The sequence below is a fragment of the Desulfoluna sp. CLI2B genome (genome assembly GCF_056847375.1).
On the sequence record NZ_CP186557.1, the window covers coordinates 3,364,453 to 3,387,765 of the forward strand.

20 protein-coding genes are annotated in these 23,313 nt (G+C 56.0%); 19 read left to right on the forward strand and 1 reads right to left on the reverse strand.

Annotated features, from left to right (window positions below; genetic code table 11):
- Positions 1-47: 47 nt before the first annotated feature.
- Positions 48-491, reverse strand: a complete 444-nt coding sequence (locus ACOYW2_RS15930; protein ID WP_482767125.1) for a hypothetical protein — start codon at positions 489-491, stop codon at positions 48-50.
- A 1,448-nt stretch (positions 492-1,939) separates the two neighbouring features.
- On the opposite strand from ACOYW2_RS15930, the gene ACOYW2_RS15935 reads away from it, so the two are divergent.
- The 19 genes from ACOYW2_RS15935 (at position 1,940) to ACOYW2_RS16025 (ending at position 23,262) form a co-directional block, all read left to right on the forward strand.
- Positions 1,940-2,632 (forward strand): FadR/GntR family transcriptional regulator, encoded by a 693-nt coding sequence (locus ACOYW2_RS15935; protein WP_482767126.1) that lies wholly within the window; start codon positions 1,940-1,942, stop codon positions 2,630-2,632.
- Between the two features lie 25 nt (positions 2,633-2,657).
- A complete protein-coding gene (locus tag ACOYW2_RS15940; protein ID WP_482767127.1) occupies positions 2,658-3,497 on the forward strand; it encodes an MBL fold metallo-hydrolase in 840 nt (279 codons plus the stop codon).
- A gap of 28 nt (positions 3,498-3,525) precedes the next feature.
- Positions 3,526-4,260, forward strand: a complete 735-nt coding sequence (locus tag ACOYW2_RS15945; RefSeq protein ID WP_482767128.1) for a GntP family permease — start codon at positions 3,526-3,528, stop codon at positions 4,258-4,260.
- The gene (locus ACOYW2_RS15950; RefSeq protein WP_482767129.1) at positions 4,212-4,871 is read left to right on the forward strand and encodes a GntP family permease; all 660 of its coding nucleotides are present in this window, start codon (positions 4,212-4,214) and stop codon (positions 4,869-4,871) included. The genes ACOYW2_RS15945 and ACOYW2_RS15950 overlap by 49 nt, the downstream gene beginning before the upstream one ends.
- 690 nt (positions 4,872-5,561) lie before the next feature.
- Positions 5,562-5,780 carry a tetratricopeptide repeat protein gene (locus ACOYW2_RS15955; protein WP_482767130.1) on the forward strand — a complete coding sequence of 73 codons (219 nt, stop codon included), beginning with the start codon at positions 5,562-5,564 and terminating at the stop codon, positions 5,778-5,780.
- Positions 5,781-5,802: 22 nt separating this feature from the next.
- Positions 5,803-7,155 carry a glycerate kinase type-2 family protein gene (locus ACOYW2_RS15960; RefSeq protein ID WP_482767131.1) on the forward strand — a complete coding sequence of 451 codons (1,353 nt, stop codon included), beginning with the start codon at positions 5,803-5,805 and terminating at the stop codon, positions 7,153-7,155.
- A 1,554-nt stretch (positions 7,156-8,709) separates the two neighbouring features.
- The gene (locus ACOYW2_RS15965; protein ID WP_482767132.1) at positions 8,710-9,672 is read left to right on the forward strand and encodes a hypothetical protein; all 963 of its coding nucleotides are present in this window, start codon (positions 8,710-8,712) and stop codon (positions 9,670-9,672) included.
- Positions 9,673-10,225: 553 nt separating this feature from the next.
- Positions 10,226-10,474 carry a hypothetical protein gene (locus ACOYW2_RS15970; protein WP_482767133.1) on the forward strand — a complete coding sequence of 83 codons (249 nt, stop codon included), beginning with the start codon at positions 10,226-10,228 and terminating at the stop codon, positions 10,472-10,474.
- A 357-nt stretch (positions 10,475-10,831) separates the two neighbouring features.
- Positions 10,832-13,777, forward strand: a complete 2,946-nt coding sequence (locus tag ACOYW2_RS15975) for an Lcl C-terminal domain-containing protein (protein ID WP_482767134.1) — start codon at positions 10,832-10,834, stop codon at positions 13,775-13,777.
- Positions 13,778-13,885: 108 nt separating this feature from the next.
- Entirely contained in the window at positions 13,886-15,661 is a 1,776-nt protein-coding gene (locus tag ACOYW2_RS15980; RefSeq protein ID WP_482767135.1) for an Lcl C-terminal domain-containing protein, read from the forward strand.
- A gap of 286 nt (positions 15,662-15,947) precedes the next feature.
- Positions 15,948-16,160 (forward strand): Flp family type IVb pilin, encoded by a 213-nt coding sequence (locus ACOYW2_RS15985; RefSeq protein ID WP_092212348.1) that lies wholly within the window; start codon positions 15,948-15,950, stop codon positions 16,158-16,160.
- Positions 16,161-16,165: 5 nt separating this feature from the next.
- On the forward strand, positions 16,166-16,639 hold the full coding sequence (locus ACOYW2_RS15990; RefSeq protein ID WP_482767136.1) for an A24 family peptidase: 474 nt from the start codon (positions 16,166-16,168) through the stop codon (positions 16,637-16,639).
- A 41-nt stretch (positions 16,640-16,680) separates the two neighbouring features.
- Entirely contained in the window at positions 16,681-17,067 is a 387-nt protein-coding gene (locus ACOYW2_RS15995; RefSeq protein ID WP_482767137.1) for a TadE/TadG family type IV pilus assembly protein, read from the forward strand.
- Between the two features lie 179 nt (positions 17,068-17,246).
- Positions 17,247-18,299 carry a Flp pilus assembly protein CpaB gene (gene cpaB / locus ACOYW2_RS16000; RefSeq protein WP_482767138.1) on the forward strand — a complete coding sequence of 351 codons (1,053 nt, stop codon included), beginning with the start codon at positions 17,247-17,249 and terminating at the stop codon, positions 18,297-18,299.
- An 11-nt stretch (positions 18,300-18,310) separates the two neighbouring features.
- Entirely contained in the window at positions 18,311-19,042 is a 732-nt protein-coding gene (locus ACOYW2_RS16005; RefSeq protein WP_482767139.1) for a pilus assembly protein N-terminal domain-containing protein, read from the forward strand.
- On the forward strand, positions 18,948-19,757 hold the full coding sequence (locus ACOYW2_RS16010) for a type II and III secretion system protein family protein (protein ID WP_482767140.1): 810 nt from the start codon (positions 18,948-18,950) through the stop codon (positions 19,755-19,757). Before ACOYW2_RS16005 ends, ACOYW2_RS16010 begins: the two co-directional genes overlap by 95 nt.
- A gap of 3 nt (positions 19,758-19,760) precedes the next feature.
- Positions 19,761-20,966 (forward strand): CpaE/TadZ family protein, encoded by a 1,206-nt coding sequence (locus ACOYW2_RS16015; RefSeq protein WP_482767141.1) that lies wholly within the window; start codon positions 19,761-19,763, stop codon positions 20,964-20,966.
- Entirely contained in the window at positions 20,963-22,312 is a 1,350-nt protein-coding gene (locus tag ACOYW2_RS16020) for a TadA family conjugal transfer-associated ATPase (RefSeq protein WP_180143583.1), read from the forward strand. The genes ACOYW2_RS16015 and ACOYW2_RS16020 overlap by 4 nt, the downstream gene beginning before the upstream one ends.
- Positions 22,309-23,262 (forward strand): type II secretion system F family protein, encoded by a 954-nt coding sequence (locus ACOYW2_RS16025; protein WP_482767142.1) that lies wholly within the window; start codon positions 22,309-22,311, stop codon positions 23,260-23,262. Before ACOYW2_RS16020 ends, ACOYW2_RS16025 begins: the two co-directional genes overlap by 4 nt.
- The last annotated feature ends 51 nt before the right edge of the window (positions 23,263-23,313 follow it).

Sequence of the window (23,313 nt, forward strand, 5' to 3'; positions counted from 1 at the left end):
GGAGCGGGCAGCATAGCCCGGTCCGAGTTTAGCAACTTGTTAAGCCATCAGTTTGTAAGCTCTGATAATAATGCCGTAACTTCGGTCAATGACGGCTCTTTCCCCTCATTAGGAAACCACAACTTAGAGTCTCCTAACAAATTATTAGAGGAACAAGAATGGACCGCATTTTGAATGAAGTATCCAAAAGACTTCTCTGGTAAATCATACATATGCCACTTACGATAACTCTCTTCAAAGGGCTCTGTCGGATTTTTGGGCCAGTACTTTGAGAACTGTCTGCAATTAATTGAAACATGATTAACTATTCGGTCTTCTGGGTTAGAGTTTACTTTCTGAGATGCGATTAATAAAGACTCTCCAATCCGATCAGCACTGATATTGCAACTTTCATATGCAAACAATCCAACAAATGGTTTCTCAAAGTCGTCAGGTGTATTCTTTGCTACAAATTCTGCCTTGTCGGATAGTTTTGTAAGGGCTTCTATCAAAAAAGAGACACTTGGAATCTTGGATTTAACCTCAATAATACCCCGGACGGCATTTGTTGGAACAAAAGCTAAGTCTCCTTCTTTAAATATTACCGGGGATGCAGCTTCATAGAATCCATTTGTCCTCTGTGCGAGCGGTTGGGGAAATCACAAAGCCTGACCCTACTTCTATTGATGAAGGCAAGTGTCTCCTTAAAACGGACCTCAATACACTTTCTTTCCACTCACCGTCTGTCTGCCAATGGTCACCTTGGATTATGTACCGGATTCGATCTTTGAGCGATATTAGTTCATCAGATAAAGATTTGTAGTATGCACTTAAGTTCATAGATTCCTCAGGCTTAAAAATTATTAGTGTACAATTTTGTCCAATAACACCCTCTCAGAGGGAAATACGGACATTATTGTCTAATATTCCATCAATCCCTGGGAATATGGGACCATCATGTCCCGTATTCCATTTATTGGGAACCGATCTGTCCCATAACACCTTCTCACAGGGAAAAACCGACAGCCTTGTCCCATAATCTGCATCATGTCGGAATACAGGACGATTTTGTCGCATATTCTTATATTTCAAGCATTTTTGGACAGTCGCACACGAGCAATTGGCGTTTTTCATTATTAACAATGTTACCTTTGTGGTTATGCTACTATATTTAAACATTCAGCTGAATGCTCAACCCAAAGACGACTGCCTGCTTTTCGTCAAACTGGTAAATTCTTACTCTTTGGATTGAACAATTGCAAGGAGGTATTTTTCAGTCCGCTTTCCAACCCTGGCGGTTTGACTAAATGCGTAACAAAGAGCGCCTGAAACACAACGCCTGTCTGGTGGAAGAGGCTTAACCGGATAGTTCACGAAAAACGACAGCCTCAGACACAGAAGATGTAATTTATTGATTTTTTTGTAATTTTCTCACCTTTTGAGCCAGTTGATTGCGCCCACCTGCCGAGTTAGCAGAACGTTGAGGTTAACCACACCATCTGCAGCTCTGATGCCTTGAATAGGGGTACGCTCGACGCATAAAATATCGGGATTGTTCAACCTGGACCACGCGTTGCATGAACCGGTACTTCCCGGCACACGTGCGAGAGATAAGAAAATTCCCGGTACAATAGATTTCATCACCGACCTCGGAGATTCGGCGGTGCGCAAGCGCACCCTACCTTTGCCTCCATCGCATCCGGTCATGGAACCCCATAGGGTGTGCTTGCGCACCATCAAACGAGCTCATTATACGGTATGAAGGGACGCCAAACGCAGGAAACGCCATGGCCGATTCGAAACATCAAAGGGTTACGGTAACCTCTCCCCTATAGCCCTATCCCCCGAATATAATCCTGTTATTTTCATTTGACGGGGGCCGTTGAGGGTGGTAGCCTTAACTTGTCTGACAAGTCGACAAGTATACAAGTTCATCCATCAACAGAAAATGGGAGCCCCCATGAAACGAGCCAGGTTGTCAGAGCAGATCGTAAACGAAATCCAGAGGATGATCCGGGATGAAGGGTTCTCCGACGGAGATCGTTTCTATTCCGAAAACGTGCTGACCAAAAAACTGGATGTGAGCCGGGCCTCGGTGCGCGAGGCCATTCGCATCCTTGAAATATCGGGCAAGGTAACGGTCCGCCAGGGCAAAGGGATCTTTGTGAGCGACCCCATCAGCAAAGGGGTCAACACCTTTGCAGCCTGGCTGCAATCCAACGAGGCGGACCTGCGGGACCACTTTGAGATGCGCCGGATTTTAGAACCCAAAGCCGCGTCCCTGGCTGCGGAAAAGGCCGATGAAAAAGACCTCGAAGCCATGGAGGACACCCTGGACGCCTTTTCCCGACAGGTGGCCTCGGAAACACGGGAGGGGATCATTGAGGAAGACAGGATCTTTCACCTGGCCCTGGCCAAATCCACCCGGAACCGCCCCCTGTATATCCTGATGAAGACCATGGCCGAGAGCCTGAGCGAAGGGTGGATCTCCAGTTTGAATATTCCGGGACGGGCCGAGCGCACCGTTGCCGAGCACAAGGCGATCTTTGATGCCATCAAGGCAAGGGACCCAAAACGCGCCGAAAAGGTGATGACGGCACACCTGGAGAACGCAGAAAAAGAGATTCTGGATTACATGCAGCGCCAGGGATAACACCCGGGCCGCAAAAGGAGTACCGATGGGCGTAGTCATTACAACTCTCGTAGAAAATGGGCAGGGAGAGCACCTGGGGCTGACCTGTGAGCACGGTCTTTCATTTCTCATCGAAAAAGACGGGCAGAGCTTCCTCTTTGATACGGGCAAATCCGATGCATTCCTGAACAACGCCAAACAACTTAACCTGGACCCCTTCCGCGCCCAGACCATCATTTTGAGTCACGGGCATTACGACCACAGCGGCGGCGTCCCCCATTTCCTGAAGAGCCCCTTTCGGCGCAAGGAGGTGGAGCTGGTGGTGCACCCCCATTTTTTCCGGGCAAAATACAGCACGGACGGGGCGCGCACCGAGTTTTTGGGCAACGGGTTTACACGGGCCGAGGTGGAAGCGTCCAAGGGCAGCATCCGGTTCGCAGCCCCGGGCGTGGATGAGATCTCCCCGGGTGTCTATGTCATCTCCGATTTCGACAAAACCCACCCCGAAGAACAGGCCAACACCCGCTTTGTGTTCGAGGAATCAGGGCAGCTCGTCCACGACACTTTTGCCGATGAGCTCATGGTGGCCGTGGAAACCGACAAGGGCCTTGTGCTGATACTGGGCTGTGCCCATCCGGGGATCATGAACATGATCGACACGGTGAAAGCTCGCCTTCACAAAACGATTTATGCGGTGGTCGGTGGAACGCACCTCGTTGAGGCCGACGACCGACGCATGACTTCGACCGTTTCCTATCTCAAGGGGCTGGAATGCGCCGCCATCGGCGTGTCCCACTGCACCGGCCCCAAGGCCATGGCAGCCCTTGAGAAGGCGGACGGTCGTTTTTTTCACAACAGAACGGGGAGTTCCCTGAGGATCGGGTAACGCCCCGGGTGATGAGGGAGGTTGAAGTATGGCAAGCGGTTTGTTTCTGTTCGGTATTATTTTTGTCGCCATCGTGGGCATGATCGTGCTTATCTCAAAGTTCAAATGGCACCCGTTTATCGTGCTCATTCTGGCAGCGTATTTTGTGGGGCTCCTGGCGGGCCTGCCCGTGGACAAAACCATCGGGGTGATTAAAAAAGGATTTGGAGGGATCTTAGGCAACATCGGCATCGTGATCATCGCCGGTACCATCATCGGCACCATTTTAGAAAAAACCGGCGCGGCCCTCACCATGGCCAACGCCATCCTGGCCCTGGTGGGAAAAAAGAGAGCGCCCCTCACCATGAGCCTCACCGGGTATGTCACCAGCATCCCGGTCTTCTGCGACTCCGGCTTTGTGGTCCTCTCCCCCATCAGCCGGGCCCTTGCGGAAAAGTCGGGCATCTCCCTGGCGGTGATGGCAACGGCGCTTAGTTCAGGCCTCTACGCCACCCACTGCCTGGTGCCCCCCACCCCCGGCCCCATCATCATGGCAGGCACCCTTTCGGCGGACCTCGGCCTGGTGATCCTCATGGGATTTCTTGTCTCCATTCCCGTGATGCTGGCCGGTTACATCTACGCCATGAAAGTGGCGGTGAAATACCAGATCGCGGCAAGTCCCGAGGTCTCCCTTGAAGACCTCCTGGACAAGTGCAAGAACAATTTCCCGGGGCGGTGCACAGCTTCTCTCCCATTGTCCTGCCCATCGTGCTCATTGCCTTGAAGTCCATTGCCGACTTTCCCGCCGCCCCCTTTGGCTCCGGTGTGGTAAAGACCTTCTTTGACTTCCTGGGCAACCCGGTCACCGCCCTTCTGTTGGGGGTCTTTCTGGCCACCAGCCTGATCCCCAAAGAAGAAAAGGGCGCTTCCTTTGCCTGGATCTCCGAAGGGATCCACCACTCGGCCTCCATCCTGGCCATCACCGGCGCGGGCGGGGCGCTGGGACTCGTGCTCCGCGAGCTGCCCCTGGCAGACGTCTTGAGCAACTCCCTGCTCCAGATGCACCTGGGCCTTTTGATTCCCTTTATCATCGCCATGCTCCTCAAGACCGCCATGGGCGCATCCACGGTCTCCATGATCCTCACCTCGGCCATGGTGGCCCCCCTCATGGTGCAGATGGGCATGACCTCGGAGCTGGCCAAGGTGCTGGTGGTGCTGGCCATCGGAGCAGGATCCATGACCGTCTCCCACGCCAACGACAGCTACTTCTGGGTGGTCTCCCAGTTCTCGGACATGGACACCTCCACGGCCTACAAGTGCCAGACAGGGGTCACCCTGATCCAGGGCATCGTGGCCATGACCGTGATCCAGGCCCTGGCCATGGTCATGTTGTAGCCTCCGGCGGCGAGGGTGGCGAAGCCACGATAGCGAAAACACCTCGAAAGCTCATTGCCCTTGCGCTTTTTCCTTCGTTCACCTGAAAAAAGCGCAAGGGCCTTTGGGTTAACCGTGATGACACCGGCGGATCGATTTTTTACAAGGTTCGCCTGAATGGACTTTAAAACCTGTTTATCAAACTTTCTTGTCGCGCCGCAGCCCTTGGGCGAAGGCGGATCAAAAGTTTGGCCCCCGGCAGGGCCGCCGGAGGCAAAGATAAGGATAAGGCATGACATTCATTCGTCTGTTTTTCTACAAACGATTTGCCCTCAACGCCTTTGTGCTGCAAGACTATGAAAAGGCCCTGACATACTTCGGTAAGATTGCAGCCCTTTGCCCGGATACCCCGGGAGCCTATTACAACATGGGGCTGTGCCTTATGGGGCTCAAACGGTTTGAGGAGGCCGAGGTGGCCTTTAGAGAAGATGTTAACAAAAACGGCATGAGCCATGGTGCGGGGTTGGGGACCTGGGCTACCTGTGGGGAAAAAAGGAAAGCGCCATCACGTGGTATGAAAGATGCCGGGCTCTCTCCGACGACCACCCGGATGCGCCCTGGCTGGATCACCGCCTGGCCCTGCTCGCTTCCGTCAACGACATGGCCCCCTTGCAGGAGTCTCAGCGCCTCCTTGAGGAGGGCATCGCCTGCATGGCAAAGAAAAAAAGCGCCGTGGCCGAAAGCGCCTTTGAAAAGGCTGTAGCCAAGGATCCCACCAACATCCAGGCCCTCAACAACCTGGGGGTGCTTCGCATGGAGGTAAACCGGGACCCCGAAGGGGCGGCCGCCTGTTTTCGTAAGATTACGGCCCTGTCCGGCGCCCCCCTGTATGCTGAAAATCTCAAAAAAGCCCTGAAATCCGAGTCCTGAAAACTATGGAGGCCGCACACCCATGAACCAGACCATCCAAGACGCACAAACCATCTTCCAGGCCGCCCTCTCCGATGTGGACCCCGAAGGGCTCATCCACCAGAAACTCTCCCTTGAAGGAAGCGTCCTCACCGTTCAGGCAGATGGCGGGCCCCTCACCTTCGACCTGGACCGATACAAACGCATTCTGGTGGTGGGAGTGGGCAAAGCCTCGGCCCGCATGGCCCTGGGCGTGGAGCAGGTTCTGGAAACGCGCATCACCGACGGGCTGGTGGCGGTGAAATACGGCCACACCGAACCCACCTCCCGCGTGCGCCTGCTTGAGGCCGGACATCCGGTCCCCGATGCCAGAAGCGTGGAGGCAGCCCGATCCATCGTCTCCCTCTGCCGCGATGCCGACGAAAAGACGCTGGTCATCAACCTCATCTCAGGCGGGGGGTCTGCCCTTATGTGCTGCCCCTATTCGGACAGCGGGATCTCTCTGGAAGACAAACAGCAGGTCACCCAGGCGCTGCTGGCCTGCGGGGCCGAGATCCAGGAGATCAACTGCATCCGCAAGCACCTCTCCGGGGTCAAGGGGGGCCGCCTGGCCCAGGCCCTTTACCCGGCGGACTCGTTGAACCTGATCCTCTCGGACGTGGTGGGGGACCACCTGGACGCCATCGCCTCGGGCCTCACCGCCCCGGACCCGTCCAGCTTTTCCCAGGCCGTTGCCATTGTGGACAAATACACCATCCACGACGCCCTGCCCCCAAAGGTCCTCGACTTCCTGACCAGAGGGAGCAAGGGAGAAATCCCCGAAACACCGGGGGCCTCGGATCCCTCCTTTGCGAAGACCCGAAATATACTCATCGGCTCCAACTTCCAGGCGCTGAAAGCAGCCCGCAGCAAGGCCCGGGACCTGGGGTACAACGCCATCATTCTCTCCTCCCAGATGACAGGAGAAGCCCGTGAGGCGGCCAAATTCTACCTGGGTATTGCTTCGGAACAACACAGGAACCGAACCCTGGCCCCATCCCCCGCCTGCATCATCGCCGGGGGAGAGACCACGGTGACCATGAAAGGAGACGGCACAGGCGGTCGCAACCAGGAGATGGCCCTGGCCTTTCTCAACGAACTCAAAAACCGCCCCGAACTCCACGATCACGTGGTCTTCCTCTCCGGGGCCACGGACGGCAACGACGGCCCCACCGACGCCGCAGGGGGCATCGCCTCGGCCCATGGCCTGGAAGTGGCCCGGGAAGCCGGGGTCAACCTCCAGCACCATCTGGACACCAACAACAGCTACAACGCCCTTGAACAAAGTGAAGCTCTTCTCAAAACCGGGCCCACCAACACCAATGTGTGCGATGTGCAGGTGCTTATCGTGACATAGAACGTAAAAAAACCAAAAACATGCCTCCGGCGGCAAGGTGAGCCACCTTGAAAGCAAATTGCGAATGTGCTTTCCCCATCGCTTGTCGCGCCGTAGCCCACAGACGGCGGAGGCATGGTGAAACGTCGACAAGGGCGTAGGCGGAATCCTCGGGGAAAATCACATTCGCCTTCAAGACATTATCTATTCAAGTTATTTTCTGTTCGATTTTCTCCCCCTTCGAACTTAGAGCCTAAAATCTGGAGCGCCGCACTCCGGTGCGGCAAAAGCGCCTCCAGCCAAGAAGCCGCACATCCTCACTTACCCCCCATCCAGAATATCGTTAGCCCGGATATTTCATGCGAAAACGACCAGATCAAAGCAATGCCTTGTCACTGTGTATCAAAAAAAAACAGCCTCCGGCGGCAAGGTATGCCTCTTGAAAACAAATTGCCAATGCGCTTTGGCCATTGGCCTGTTTACATCCCCCCGAACACCCTTGTTCCCTGGAGCCCCGCACTCCTGTGCGGGTCGCGACGGACTAAAAAGCCGCACCGGAGTGCGGCGCTCCGTTTCGGTCGATTTTTCTCGATTTTTTTGAACGTCGTGGCCAAACGATACCAAGCCCACACATCATTCAAGAAGAACGATTAAGGCCTGTTTGTTAAACCCATTTTTATGATATCAGGCAAACGTTTAGCCACTGGCGATATAAGCTGAATAGTTACAAAAACCCGCACACACCAAGCCGCACATCGCAACACCGCCCCTTTCCCCCCAGCCTCCTCCAAGATGTTTGCCAAGACAAAAAAAGCAAATAACTCTTAAGAATCCGCAACAAAGTAAAAGGTTTTATTCTGACGCGCTGGTATCTCTGAATCACATCCTTGCCTCTTCACCATGGACGCATTGTCCCTGACCGTAAAAGGGCATCGCAACCACTGCAAAACAAGGCGATCCGAACCAATAAAACCATTGCACAACCGGCGAAACGCTCCGGGCGTCGTCGTTTATGTCACCCGTTTCTAAACGCGTGACGAAAAAATCCATTCTAATTTCGGAGGAAAGTATGAAACAAAAAGCCATTCCCAGAATGATCCTTACCGCCCTGTCGTGTGTGTTTCTCTTCTCATCCCATGCCGTTGCCGGCCTTACCGGTCAAACGGGTTACGATGTCTACGATTCCACCATGGCGACCATGACCGGAAAATCCTACTCCGGGGGTATCGACATCGTCTACTCCCAGCAGGCAACCGGCACGGCCGCAGCCAAGGCCCGAAGCATCCTCAAGTGTGAAGACGGCACCTGGGACGGAAGCAACAAAAGCGTCCAGGTCAACATGTACTCGTACCTTGGTGGCCACCTTCTGACCCTTGCCGATGTTAACCCCTACGGATCAGGTATTTACTGCCAGGCCGTCAAAGTCGACCCCACCCCCCTTGCCAACGGTCAGCGGATACCGTCTGGCTTCCATGACCGGCACGCATCAGCGACGCAGACCGGTATCCGCTGTCGTCATGAGCGATTGCGTAACCGCCTAACGCCAGCCAGTCTCCCAGCCCGGGGTGCTGGGAGGTGGAGTGGAGTACCGACTCCACCCTTGGAAGCGTTCCCTTTTTTGCGGGCAAAGAAACCAACGCCTGGACCGAGCCCCACGCCATCTTCATCCGCTCCGGTGGCTCCCTCCAAAAAATCGTGGACGTAGGCGGCTACTCCTGCGGGTTTGCCTTTGACGACGAGGGCAACCTTTACACCGGCACCTACACGACCTCCGGCCCCACGGACAGGCAATACGTCCGGCTCTACTCCGCGGCACAAATTCGAAACGCAGTAACCAACAGCACCATCCTCACCGCCTCGGACGCCATCAGCAGCATTCCCATCCCCGCCGGAGGCAACTCTGCCGATACCTACCTCGGGGCTAACGATCTGGAGAGAGACCCCGACGGCAACATCTACGTCACGGCCAACGGGTCATGGAATGCCAACTTTAACTCAGACCTGGGATTTGTCTTCCGTATCGACGCCTGTACGGACATCAACAACCCGCCCACCTCCATGACGAAAATTGCAAACGGCTCTTTTGATTCCGCCAAAACCGACTGGCAGAAAAGCCTTGCCTACGACGGTGCCTCCAACCTCGCCGCAGGGGGCCATTACAACCCCACCAGCTCATCCATGACCGGCAATCGCCTCTACGTGGATCAGGACTTTGCCTGGGGCAGCGGTGGCCCGGACGTCGTAAGCGGGCTTGGCGATGATACCAACAGCGATTCGGACAGCATCCCGGACTGCTTTGACAACGCCTACCTCACAACCAACGCCAACCAGATCGACGCAGACCTGGACATGTACGGCAACATGGCGGATGGGGATTTTGATAACGACAATGACTGCGACATTGACGACGAAGATGCTTTAACTGCGGCTCTCAACACAAGCGATGCAGTTAAAGACATGAACTCCGACGGAACTGTCAACGCTGCAGATCAGGCACTATTCAACGACCGCATTGACAATTCCGCCCCTTATTATTGATTCCAAATAATCCATACAAGGATCCCGGGAGGAGAACGCGGTACCAGGCATACTGATATGCCTCGCCACAAGAACAGTTCACCATCCTCAATAAGATGACTGTTTATTGCCTGGAGCCCATACTCTTCACCAGCATGCACCATAGCCGATCACCGGCATGGTGCATGCTCTCTTCACCGCACTTTAATTATATGAGCCTCCGATGGAAGGCGCTAGAATCCTAAGTTGTTTGACAATGCTTTTTCTTTTCCCCAAAAAAAAACACGTCACTTCAATTATCGTATTCTTTTCACTATTGGCACTCTTAACAACCGGTTTCTTTTTTTGGGATGATGACCGGGACAACCCGGCACCCAAACTTACCGCTCCCCCCGAGTCCAAAGCCTCCGCACATTCAACGGCAATTACCAATCACCATGCTATCCCCACCCAAAAACTTTTAGCCACAATACCTAAGCCTACCCAAAACGTCCCCAAGCCCACCACCTTTGAGGCCCTTACCGAACAATACGAGGAATATATCCTCAAAACAACGGACGCTCAACGCGTTAGAGTGGAATCAACGAGTGCCGAAAGCCGGGGCTACGTGGCGTTTATGGCGCGCCCCGAGGGATTTGACCGCGGCATTCCCACCGTCATGGAAGAGCTTGCGCAGATCTATCTGGATACATTCACAGACGCCCCGGCCATTACCCTTTCCCTGGTGATCGGAGGCGGCATCAAAGGGCAGATGACCTTTCTGCGCGATGAAGACGGCGCGGCGGTCCTGCCGGAGCACCATGGAGCCCAAACCATGGAGTAAACGCCAGCCATGCGCAGCATAAAAAAGTGCACCACCAAGCAAATAAGTTCGCATTATCCGCAAATTATTAAAAGGTTGCGTATCGGTTCTCTGGTATCACTGAACAACCCGAAGACAGATGAGAAGGATGTGCCTGGCCAAGGCGCATGAACCTTAGCAAACCGCCGTCACTGCATGAACGCCCATGGTTTCCGGCAAGCATCTGAGCAAGCAGTTGATGATGCGTGTTGCTTTAATAACCGCTGCCTTCGGTCTCCTCCCCCCAGACAAAGCGTACAGAGACGCCGTGATTGCGGATTTTTGTTCTGCAACCGGCCATGATCCACATATGTCGGACGAAAATTTGGGAGGTGCCCCATGAACCCCTTTAGTCGCCTGTTCTTCCTGTCCACCTGTTTCCTGTTTTTCTTATGTTCTCCTGCCTCGGCAGCCCCTGTGCCCGATACAGGCCAAACCCTGTGCTACGACGCTGCAGGAGATGAAATTCCCTGCCATGGGACAGGACAAGATGGTTCTGTATCAATCAACCCAATGTCCTATACAAAACTGGATGAATACGGATCTATCCTCCCTGACGACGCTACCGAATGGGCTGCGGCTATAGACAACGTCACCGGCCTTGTTTGGGAAGTGAAAAGTGAAGAAAACAAAGCGCTCACGTACGAATGGGGGGATGCCCCCGACAACGACCCCAGGCTTTATATCAACAATTACATTAACACTCTCAATGAACATGGATATGCAGGCCGTACAAACTGGCGGCTGCCAACATTCCCAGAACTCATTTCACTAACTACTCGAATTGACCAAAATAATGAGATCAAACTATCTACAGATATCTTCCCAAATACCCAAACAAGCATGGAGGGCTATTCCTGGGGTGCCCCTTACTGGTCCTGCACCCCGAGACGAGATAAGCTCTATACGTTAGCCTTTTCATCATTCATGCTCTCCAGTGCCTACAAAGTCAATCCACACCCAGACTACCGTGCCAGTCCGCTTCTACGTGCAGTCAGTGGTAACCGACAACCGGGTGACTCTCGATTCACAAACAATGGGGACGGTACCATCACAGATACAGCCACAGGCATTATGTGGGAGCTGGAACGTACCGGAAAGTATGATAACGAAGGAACGCCTATCAGATACACATGGCAACAAGCAATTGACTATTGTGCATCTCTACAGTTAGCAGGCCATACAGATTGGCGGCTTCCCACATGCAAAGAAATGATATCCCTTACCAACTTTCAAGGTGTGAATAACTTAGTCTACGATAGAGTATTCCCCAACATCCAAACCGGTTCTAATAACTTTTACTGGACGTCTACATTCGGAAAATATACCAAGCCAGACAGTAATACCAAAAAGTTGGGCCCGATTCTCATGTATTTCAAAAGCTATCCATTCAAGTTCCCGAACTCTATGGTAAACGCTGAGCAATATGGTTCCTGCGTCCTCGCCGTCCGAGGCGGCCAACCCATCAAGGATGGGCACCTTGCGATCACCTCTCCACGCCAAGGCGCTGATATTGAGCCAGGTGAAGAGTTCCTTGTTAAGTGGATAGGTTTCCATCAAGCCACACAGGGAAACGTGGTCATCGACTTTTCCACCGACGGAGGGAAACACTATACGACGGTCACTGATTCGGCTGAAAACACAGGATCCTACGCCTGGCAAATCCCGCCGGACATCTCTTCCGTGAACTGCATGCTGCGCATCACCCCCACCATTGCGGGGCATGAGCAAGAGGGAACGAGCCAGGGCCTCTTCCGCATCGGCCCCCAGGTAAAACTCCTCCTCGGTGATCCATCCGGGCACACGAGTGAAAGCGGATTAACCGCAACGATTCCCGTCTGCCTGAACACACAACCCGACGGGACGGTCGTTCTCTCCATTGAAAGTGACAACCATTTAGAAGGAATTGTCTCCCAAGGCGGCACCCTGACCTTTGGGCCTGACGATTACGACCAGCCGCAACTCGTGACGCTCACAGGGACCAACGATCATGTCGTCGACGGATCGGTTGCCTACCATGCCCTGGCGACGGTCGACCAGGTACACACCACGGACACAACTGGCTACACCACCATCCAGCCGACCCTCATAACACTGATCAATGACGACAACGATACAGCAGACTTTGTGGTCACCCCCGACAAAATTGTTATCTCCGAAGACGGTACCTCAGCAAAGATATCCGTTCACCTCACGTCAAAGCCCACAGGTAACGTAACCATACAATTCAAAAGTATCCATTCCCACAAATACGAACTCAACAAGGCAGAACTGGTTTTTTCCCCTACAAACTGGGGTCTTCCCCAGAAAATGGTCGTAACCGGTAAAAAAGACGGTTTCCCGAAAGTAGACGAGCAATTTGATCTCTCCGTGGAAGTGGACATCGACAAAACCACGGACCAGAGTGGCTATAAGACGATCGAGTCAAAAAGCGTCCATGTCACCTGCCTCAACACCGACCCGGGGCTCTTTGTCACAGACTACTGGACCGAGGGATACAACCATCTGCGCCTGACAGAAGATGGAGGAACTGCACAATTCTCGGTTCGGTTACTGACGCAGCCTTCCGCCAACGTTACCGTAGATATCGAATCCACGGATACAACCGAGGGTGTAGTCTCTCCCCAGCAGCTTGTCTTTACGCCCCTTAACTGGGGGGACGATCAATTTGTCACCGCCACCGGCGTGGACGACTTCATCATCGAAGACCCCATGGTCCCCGAAGAATTCCAGATAATCATCCGGCCAAACAAATCGGAGACAAAAGACACCACGGGGTATACGGACGCTCCTGAACGCATCATTTACGATGTCAAAAATGTCGACAACAATGACTGGGAACGAATCGCTCTCACCGTAGGGAATATCTCCGGAACCGTGACTGAAAACGGCGGTTCCGCAACCTTCCACGTGGCCCTGGGCACCGTGCCCGACGGAGACGTCATTGTAGATGTCACGAGCAGCAACGAAGCCGAAGCCTCCGTCTCACCTGCTACCCTTGTCTTTGCCCCCGAGACCTGGAATGAAAAAAAGACGGTGACGGTCACCGGTGTCCCGGACAGCAAGGAGGACGGTGAAAAAGAGGTGACTGTTCAGCTATCCGTCAACGGAGCCTCCTCAGACACAACCGGGTACAAAGACACCGCAGCCACCAAGGTCCCCTTCAAGAGCAGCGACGCCCCGTCATCCTCCGACAATGTATCCAAGAGTCCCGAAGGCCAGGGCCATATGGAGCCGCCGGTTGCTTTATCCAATCACTGCATCACGGTCTGCCGTAATGCGTGACGCCATGAGCCCTCCGGCAACACAACCGAAGGGCTCGTGGGCGCTCCTCCCGGTGCAATGCCCCATATATGTGACCATTCATTTTCACTCACTCGTTTTAGGTTTCCCATGAAGAAAAAACACATTGCCCTTGCCCTGATTCTCTGGAGCCTTCCTTTGCTCCCCGTATGGGCCTTTGCCGTTTCGGACACCGGACAAACCACCTGCTTTGACAACGAAGGAAACCCCATTGCCTGCCCCTCTCCGGGCCAGCCCTTCTACGGGCAGGACGGCAACTTCCTCATCAACCCACCGTCCTTTTCAAAAACAGACAGCGACAAAACGGTCACAGACCATGCCACCGGGCTGACCTGGGAGGTAAAAACAGCGGCCAGTTTAGAAGAAACCGTCACCCAGACCGAGGCCCTGGCGTACATTGATGGGCTCAACGCCGAGGCATTCTGCGGGCACCGGGACTGGCGACTACCCACCATCCTTGAGCTTCACGCCATGGTCGACTTCGAACATGACGGCCCGGCAGTCGACACCGACTTTTTCCCCAACACCCAGAAGACGCGTCACTACTGGTCGTCAACCACCAGCGAAGTGGAGGGCGTTACAAAGTATTACCTCCTCAATTTTGCTCTCGGACACGTTTCCAACACCACCAACCCGGATACAGCGGCCACAGTCCGTGCCGTAAGGGGCACCCCCCTGACCAACCCGAGCCGATACCACCTGAACATGGACAATACGGTTACCGATTTCAACACCGGCCTCATCTGGGAATTGAAGACCCAGGAGAACACCAGCGACAAATGGCACCAGCACATGGCGGCAGCGTACTGCAACGATCTGGAAATCGGCGGTTACACCGACTGGCGACTGCCCACGATCAAAGAGCTGCTGACCCTCATCGATTACACCAGGACAGAACAGCCCATGCTCCATATGCCCGTTTTCACGAACTCAGTCATTGCCTTCCACAGCGAAATATCGGCGTGTTACTGGTCGTCCACTACATCGGTTACGCCTGTTATCCAGACAGGGAAAAAAACCATGGCATGGGCCGTTGATATACAGCACGGTGTCACCAAACGTGGCTTTAAAACCTCCCAGGACAACAGCGGGGACGCCTTCCGGGTTCGAGCCGTCAGGGGAGGACAGGCCTTGCAGCCGGGGGGCCTTGTCATCACAAACCCTAAACCCGGTTCCACCTGGCACAAAGGGGATACCATGCTGATCACCTGGGAGAACCCGAGCCCGGAGATCCCCGGCAATGTCGCCATTGCCATCTCCTGCGACGGTGGAAAGTCCTTTGCCTCCATAACGGATGACACGCCAAACGACGGAGCGTATTCATGGACCGTCACCGAACAGGACGACGTCAACGGAGTCCTTAAAATAATGCCCCTTCACGGGGCTTATACAGCCAGAGGGTCCAGCACGGGCATCTTTTATACTGAGTGCAGAAAATACCTCTGCGCTATCCCCCATGACGACACAACCCGGGAAATCGGGTCCCAGGCAGTCATCGACGTCAAGCTGAGCACGGCCCCTGAAAACACCGTGGCCTTTGATGTGACCTGCTCCGACGACACCGAAGCCAGGGTCACGCCCAAGGCCCTCTTTTTTTCATCGGAAAACTGGTGCGACACCCAGTATGTCACGGTCACTGGCAAAGACGACACCGAGGCCGACGGCAACCAGGATTATTACGTCAACGTCTCCGTCAACACGGAGTTCACAAAGGATACCAGCGGCTTTGCTGCTCTGGCACCCACACAGGTATCCTTTACAAACATCGACGACGACACAAAGCAAAGCGATGGGGAAGGGTCCGTGAAGGCGGCAGACGGGGATACATCCGGGGGGTGCTTTATCGGAAGCCTTGAAACGCTATGAGCATAAAAATACAAAAACAACGTCACGCTCATGCCCTTTTTACCGGCCACGGATTGCCCAGTCCGGGGCCCGGATGTGGCGACGCCACGTTGGCTGCAAAGCCCTCGGCCCCCGGAGCATCTGACTCCGGGGGCCCTGCCGGATGACCACGATCATGGCTCCCCCCGACAAAGAGAATCAACCCCGCAATTTATTCACAACATACCGCAACTATGTCCCAGCTTTTTACTCAGAAATTGACTATCTTAACCGCCATGCACCTCACACACGACGAAGGACGCATCATATGATCAAACTGATGAGTACATTATGGAACGACGAAAGCGGAGCCACCGCCATTGAGTACGGCCTCATCGTCGGGGTGATGGCCGCGGTTCTCGTGGGCGCCCTCAACCTCTTCGGCACCCAGCTCACTGAATTGTTCACCGCCATCTCCGACAAGCTGGGCAACGCGGCACAAACCGTGGCAACCTCCGACGAATCCTCCGGGACGTATTAGTCGCCATGAACAGCGCATGGGCATGTGCCGCACTCTTTACAGCGGCCCTCTGCACGGACCTCCAGGAAAGGGTCATCCCCAACACCCTCACCCTTTCTGCGGCCCTGGGGGGACTTGCCTTCCACACCCTCCAGTCCGGAGCACCCGGGGCCCTCTGGAGCGTGCAGGGCGCCCTCACAGGCCTTGCATGCCTCTTCATTCCCTTTGTACTGGGGGGAGTGGGCGGGGGAGATGTCAAGCTGCTGGTGGCCACGGGGACCTGGGTCGGTGCTTATGCCCTTTTCTCGATCTTTCTCTACGGCGCCATGGCAGGGGGAGCCATGGCCCTTGTGCCGTATGTAAAACACCAAAAAGAGAGACGATGCGGCAACAAACCCGCTGGTCCATGGACCAGGCCATCTGCCACCATGCCCTATTCCCTGGCCATGGCCGCGGGATACGCGGCGTACCTGCTCATGGGCAGGGTCCCCCTGGGATGAGGGGACGGGCATACAAAGACGACAACAGGGGCGCTGTGGTCGTGGAATTTTCCCTGCTGCTCCCCATCCTGTTGATGATCCTGTTTCTCATCATCGAGTACGGCTGGTATTTCACCACCCGGATCGTGCTCACCGATGCCGTGTACACAGGGGCCAAGGCCGCCGTGGAGGCGCGGGAGTGGAACGCCTACGGAGAAGACCCCGAAGCATTCGCTCGCCAGGCCGTGGCCGATGCTTTCTGGGTTTATAAACTGAATCAGGACAAAGACATCCGGGTCACCATCACGGCCAGGGATGCTGAAGGCCCCCGGCGCATCGAGGTCAGCGTGCCTGCCCTGAAGGTCAGCCAGCTCACCGGCTTTCTGCCGGAGTTCATGGTGCCCACGAAGCTGAATGCACGGGCCGTCATGGTGTTTCACGATATTTGAAGAGGGGCATGCTCCTCAGTTGAAATCGACTATCATACGATGACGTTCCATTGAGCCGAATTCGTCCTCAAAACCTGTTTGTCAAACCCAGATCATAAAAGTTTGGCAAAAGTTTGGCCCCCGGCAAGGCCGCCGGAGGCTTTTTTGTCCTGAATAGTCACGAAGAAAAAGAGGCACCCATGCGACACATTCGAGGCATCATCGCACTGATCCTGGCCGTCACCTTAGGGGGCATCGCCTCCTTGGCGGTCTTGAAAAGCTTCAGCACATCGGCTGCGGCCCCCCCAGCGGTTCATGCCCCGACCGTGGCCAAAGCGCCCCCCTCTTACACCCGAAGCATCCCGCCGGGCCTTCGGGCCATCAGCGTGCAGGTCACGTCTACGTCGGGGCTCTCCAAAAAGCTGAAACACGGTGATATCGTCGATGTCATTGTCACGAGCAGCGACCCCAAGGAGAAATTCGCCCACCTCTCCCGGGTCGTCCTGCAGCGGGTCACCATCCTCAGCGCTTACCCGGAAACCGAAACATCCGCCAAGGCCCGCACCTTCACCAAGGCCTGGAACGTCAGCCTCCTTGTCACGCCGGAGCAAGGGGCGGCCCTGAGTTCTGCCGCCGCATCCGGGGAGATCTCCCTACTGGCCGTCAACCCGGAGGACCACCAGCCCGTGGAAAGATACAACGCCGGGTTTTCTCCCCACTCCGGGGTACACCTGCTCCAGAAACCCGAAGACTTAAGCGCCGAGATCCCCGAGGGCTTACGGGCCATCACCCTCACCGTCCGGGAAGACGACGGTATCTGCAGCGTCTTTGAACGGGGGGACCGGGTTGACCTCATCGGCACAAGCAAAATCGGCGGGTTCACCGGGGACACGGACAACCCCGGCTCCGAAGGGGTGGCCACCGCCTTTCACCACTCCTCGAAAACCCTGCTCCAGAACATCGAGGTGCTCAGCTCCGAAAAGGTGCTGAACAACCTGCCGTCCCCGGGGCAGGCCGCCCATCGGGTCACCCTGCTGGTAAAGCCCCATGAGGCCGAAATGATCGCGGCGGTGTCCGACGCCTCGCAAAAAACCGTCTTCCGGCTCATCAGCAGGAACCGGTCCGATAAAACACGCACCGACACTCAAGGGGCGTACGTCATCGACATGCTGGCCCATAAAAAAGAGGTCCACCGCGTCACCATTTACCGGAAAACAAAATCGTCCAACAAAATATTCTATACCCACGACTAGCGGAGCCTGATTTGAAATATTCTCTGTTTCTGTTTCACGCCCTTGTCTTCCTGTTTTGTGTCCGTCCCTGCGCAGCCTCATCGTGCAAGGATTTTGCCGACTCAGGATGCCGGATCCTCATCGAAGCCAACAAGTCCTTCGTTAAATTGACGGACAAGAAGGTCACCAGCATCTCCGTCGCCAACCCGGACATTGCCGATGTCAAGCTCGTCACCCCGCGCCAGGTACTCATCATCGCCCAGAAGCCCGGGTCCACGAACCTTGTCCTCTGGTACGGACAGGGCGAAGAGAGCCGGGCCGACGTCTACGAGGTGTCCGTCTATCTTTCGGATAAAAAAATCGATTTTATCCGGTCCCAGCTCAAGGCCTTTGTGCCCCATGCCAGGGTGCGCGTCACCCGAAGCCAGGACGGCGTCACCCTCTCCGGGTCCGTGGAGAGCCAGCAGGAACTCGACAGAGTCCTCACCGTGGTCTCCGCCCATGTGCTCAAGATCACCAACCTCATCGAACTCCGCTGCGCCCAGCAGGTGCAGCTGGAGGTGACCATCGCCGAGGTCTCCCGCACCGGCCTCAAACGCATGGGGCTGGGATTTCTCGTGAACCAGTCCCTGGGGATCAGGCGCTCGAAACGGGTCGGCCTCGGCCAACATGGCCCGCACCAACACCGGTTCACAAATCTCCGCGTCGGCATCCAACATCACCTCCCCCTTTGCCTCTGCTTTTCAGATCGCCGTCACCAATGAAAAGGGAAATGCCTCGGCCATCCTGAGTATCTTAAAGGGCCAGGAGCTCATGCGCCTGCTGGCAACCCCCACCCTTGTCACCACCTCGGGCCAGACAGCCAATTTTGTGGTGGGCGGCGAGTTTCCCGTGCCCGTGGCCGGAGAGTCCGGGCAGATCTCCATCCAGTTCAAGGAGGTGGGGGTCAAGCTCAACTTCACCCCCACCATCATCGACAGCGAGGTCATCTCCCTGGTGATCAAACCGGAAATCAGTTCCCTGGATTACCGGCTTCTCAAATCAGGAGGCGTGTTTGTCCCCGGGGTCAAGACCCGCAAGGGCTCGGCCACCCTCACCCTGCGGGACGGCCAAAGTTTTGCCATGGCCGGCCTCCTCAAGGAAGAGAGCTCCCGAAGTGTCAAAAAAGTACCGGTGCTGGGAGACATCCCCGTCATCGGCGGGATCTTTACCAGCAAGGAGTACTCCAAGGAAGAGACCGAGCTGGTGGTGATGGTCACCCCCAGGTTGGTAAGGCCATTAAACCCAGACGAACGGCCCACCCTGCCCGGGGAGACCATGCATGACAGCATCAGCGACATGGATTTTTTCATGCTCAACCGGCTCTCCTACGGCACCTCCGCCACCAGGCCCTCCCATGAAGAGGGAGACACCAAAAACCCCCATGTCTCACGCCCGCCTGCCCCTGTGTTTGTGGGGGATGTAGGGTTTGCAAGGTAAGAAATGGCACACAAACTCCAAGGATTGATCATTGGCAACGGACACGGTGCGGAAAAGACCTTTGCAGCCGATCTCCACCCCCTGATCCAGGTTGAGGTATCCCGCGGGGAAACCACCCTCACCGCATTGGTTCACGCCGTAAACCCGGATGTGCTTTTTGTGTTCGCCCATGGGCCCCATGGTGCAGGCCACCCGGAGCTCACCGAGGTCATCGACGAATTCCCGAACCTCGTCACCTTTCTCATCTCAGACACCAAAGACCCGGACCTGATCAGGCAGGGCCTTCGCACAGGCGTCACCGATTTTCTCGTGAGGCGATTTCAAGAACGGGACACCCTGCTGCCGGCCATCCTGTCGGCCCTTGCCCGCACAGGCAAAGAGTCCCGGGCCGGGTCCGTGCTCTCGTTTTTCAGCGCCAGGGGCGGCCAGGGTACCACCACCCTCTCCCTGGCCACGGCCGATCACCTGGCCAGGACCACGGATGCCGGAGTCCTTCTTCTGGACCTGGACCTCTATTGCGGCAACACCGCAGGGTTCATGGACCTCCCGTCCCATTTCTCCCCCTTCGACCTTCTGGACAACCTGGAGAGAATGGACGCCAACCTGCTCTTTTCCTCCATCCCCAGGCATGAAAGCGGGTTCTACGTCCTGAGCACCACCAAGGAGATCGGCGACGCCGAGAGCCTGAGTGCCTCGGATATCGACAGCATGCTGAACCTGCTCACCCACTATTTCGACCACGTCATCGTGGACCTGCCCCATGATTTCTCGGAAAAAACCGTCGGTGCCCTCAAGCAGACCGACCACCTGATGCTGGTGAGCACCCAGGAGATCCCGGCCATCAAGGCCACAACCAAAACCCTCCGGCTTTTGCAGGACCTCTTCTTCGATGAAGAGAACCTCCACGTGGTGGCCAGCAGGTACAGCACAAGGCACGACATCTCTTCCGATCACATGGAAGAGATCTTTGGCTTTCCCGTCTGCGGAACCGTTGCCCATAATCGAAAGATCTGCCACGAGGCCCTGATGGCAGGCAAAACCCTGCACGCCATGCAGCCCCACGCCAACATCTGCCGCGATGTGGAGGCCCTTGTTCACCGGGTCCTTGGGGGTAAGGATCCGTCCCGTCCACGGGAAAAAAGGCCCTGGCCCTTTCGCTTCAGGCCCGCGGCCCACCTGCGACCGACCCGTGCAGGAGCCGCATCATGACCTTAAGGGACCGAATCCGACAGGGCACAGCCGACGGCCTGAACGCAACGGCATCCAACGCCATGACCTCCGAAGCGTTCTATGCCCTCAAGTCCGGCGTCCACCAGAAACTCGTGGAACGGCTGGACCTGCACACCCTCACCGACCTCCCCAAAGAGGCCCTGGCCGCGTCGGTAAAAACCGCGCTCCTGGACATCACCGCCTCGGACAAGGTCCCCCTGAACGCCCGGGAACGCACCGTCCTCATCTCGGACATCATGGACGAGATCATGGGCTTCGGCCCCATCGACACCCTGGTCAACGACCAGACCGTCCAGGACATCCTGGTGAACGGCCACGACAAGGTCTACGTGGAAAAAGAGGGCATGCTGCACCTGACCCCCATCACCTTTCGAGACAACGACCACCTCATGCAGGTCATCGACAAGATCGTATCGGCCGTGGGAAGACGCATTGACGAGGCCTCTCCCATGGTGGATGCGCGCATGCCCGACGGCTCCCGGGTCAACGTCATCATCCCGCCCCTTTCGTTAAGCGGGCCCCTTCTCTCCATCCGAAAATTCGGGGCCGTGCCCGTGTCCGAGGCCATGATGCTCGCCAACCAGACCTTCACAAAGGAGATGATGGCCTTTCTCCGGGCTGCCGTCCACGCCAAGCTCAACATCCTCATCTCCGGGGGCACCGGCGCGGGGAAAACAACTCTGCTCAACGTGCTCTCCGCCCACATCCCGGACCATGAACGCATCGTCACCATCGAGGACAGCGCAGAGCTCAGGCTCAACCAGCACCACACCCTGAGCCTGGAATCCCGGCCCGCCAACATCGAAGGCAAAGGCGAGATTACCCTCACCGACCTCGTCAAAAACAGCCTTCGTATGCGACCGGACCGCATCATCGTGGGGGAGACAAGGGGGGCCGAGGTCATGGACATGCTCCAGGCCATGAACACAGGCCATCCGGGTTCCATGAGCACCATCCACGCCAACTCGCCGTCAGATGCCATCTCACGCATGGAGATCATGGCCGGCATGAGCCACGCTTTTTTCTCCGAAGTCTCCATCAGGCGCCTCATCTCCCAGGCCATTCACATCATCGTTCAGCTGGCGCGCCTGGCCGACGGCAAAAGGCGCATCACCTCCATCTCAGAGGTCATGGGCATGGAAGGGGACACCGTCATCACCCGGCCCCTATTTACTTTTGAGCAGCAAAGCATGGATGACCGGGGCGCCATACGGGGAATCTTCAAAGGCGAAGGCCACACACCCCGGTATGCCGACCACATCCGAAGCTTCGGCATCCGCCTGGATCCCGAGGCCTTCTCCACGTCCCTGGAGGTGTCACCATGAGCCTTTGGATTCCGGTGCTCCTTGTGGATGCGGGCCTCTTTGCCCTGGCGTTTCACTTTTTCAAAAAAGACCGCAAGCGAGGCAAAGCCCGAGCCCTCATCCGCGCCCTTAAAAAGGAAACCTCACCCTCGGCACCCCACGCCCCGGCCTTAAAAAACAACCCCCGGAAAATTGCCGCAGAAGAGCTGGTTTCCGCCCTTTTTGACCTGTCCAGGCTGGAGTCGATCCTTGTGACCGCAGGCGTCACAACCTCCCCGGAACGATTTGTGTTGTGGGCCGCAGGAGCCGGTGCCCTCCTGTTTTTGCCCCTCCTTCTGATCACTCGACAGCTCGCGGTGGCCACACTCCTTGCAGGCACAGGAATGGCCCTGCCCTTTGGGGTGGTCATCTGGAAAAAGAGACAAAGAGAACGGCGCCTCGTGGAACAGCTTCCCGACGCTCTGGACATGATCGTGCGCTCCCTCAAGGTGGGTCACAGTGTGGACGGAGCCCTCAAAGAAGCCGGCAGGAGCTTTCCAGATCCTTTGGGGCAGGAAGTCACCCTCATTTACGAAGAGATCGCCATGGGCCTCCCCTTCAAACAGGCCATCAACCACCTTGAAGAGCGCTTTGCCGATGTGCCCGATATCCGGATTTTCTGCGCCGCCTTTATCCTCCAGCGTGAAACCGGCGGAAACCTGGCGGCCATCCTCTCCGGCCTGTCCACCACCATCCGGGAACGGTTTCAGCTGGAGCGGCAGATCAAGGCCCATTCCAGCGAGGGACGCCTCAGCGCCATGGTCATCGGCCTCTTGCCCCCGGTCTTCGGGCTCGTCACATGGCTGCTCAACCCCGGTTACATCCGGACCCTTGTGACGCACCCCACGGGGCAGCACCTGCTCGTGGCAGCGGTCCTTTTTGAGATCACGGGGTTTATCGTCATGCGCGCCATGACAAAACTCGACGTCTGAGGCCAAGATGCCTCCGGCGGCCCTGCCGGGGGCCAAACTTTTGAAAAGTTT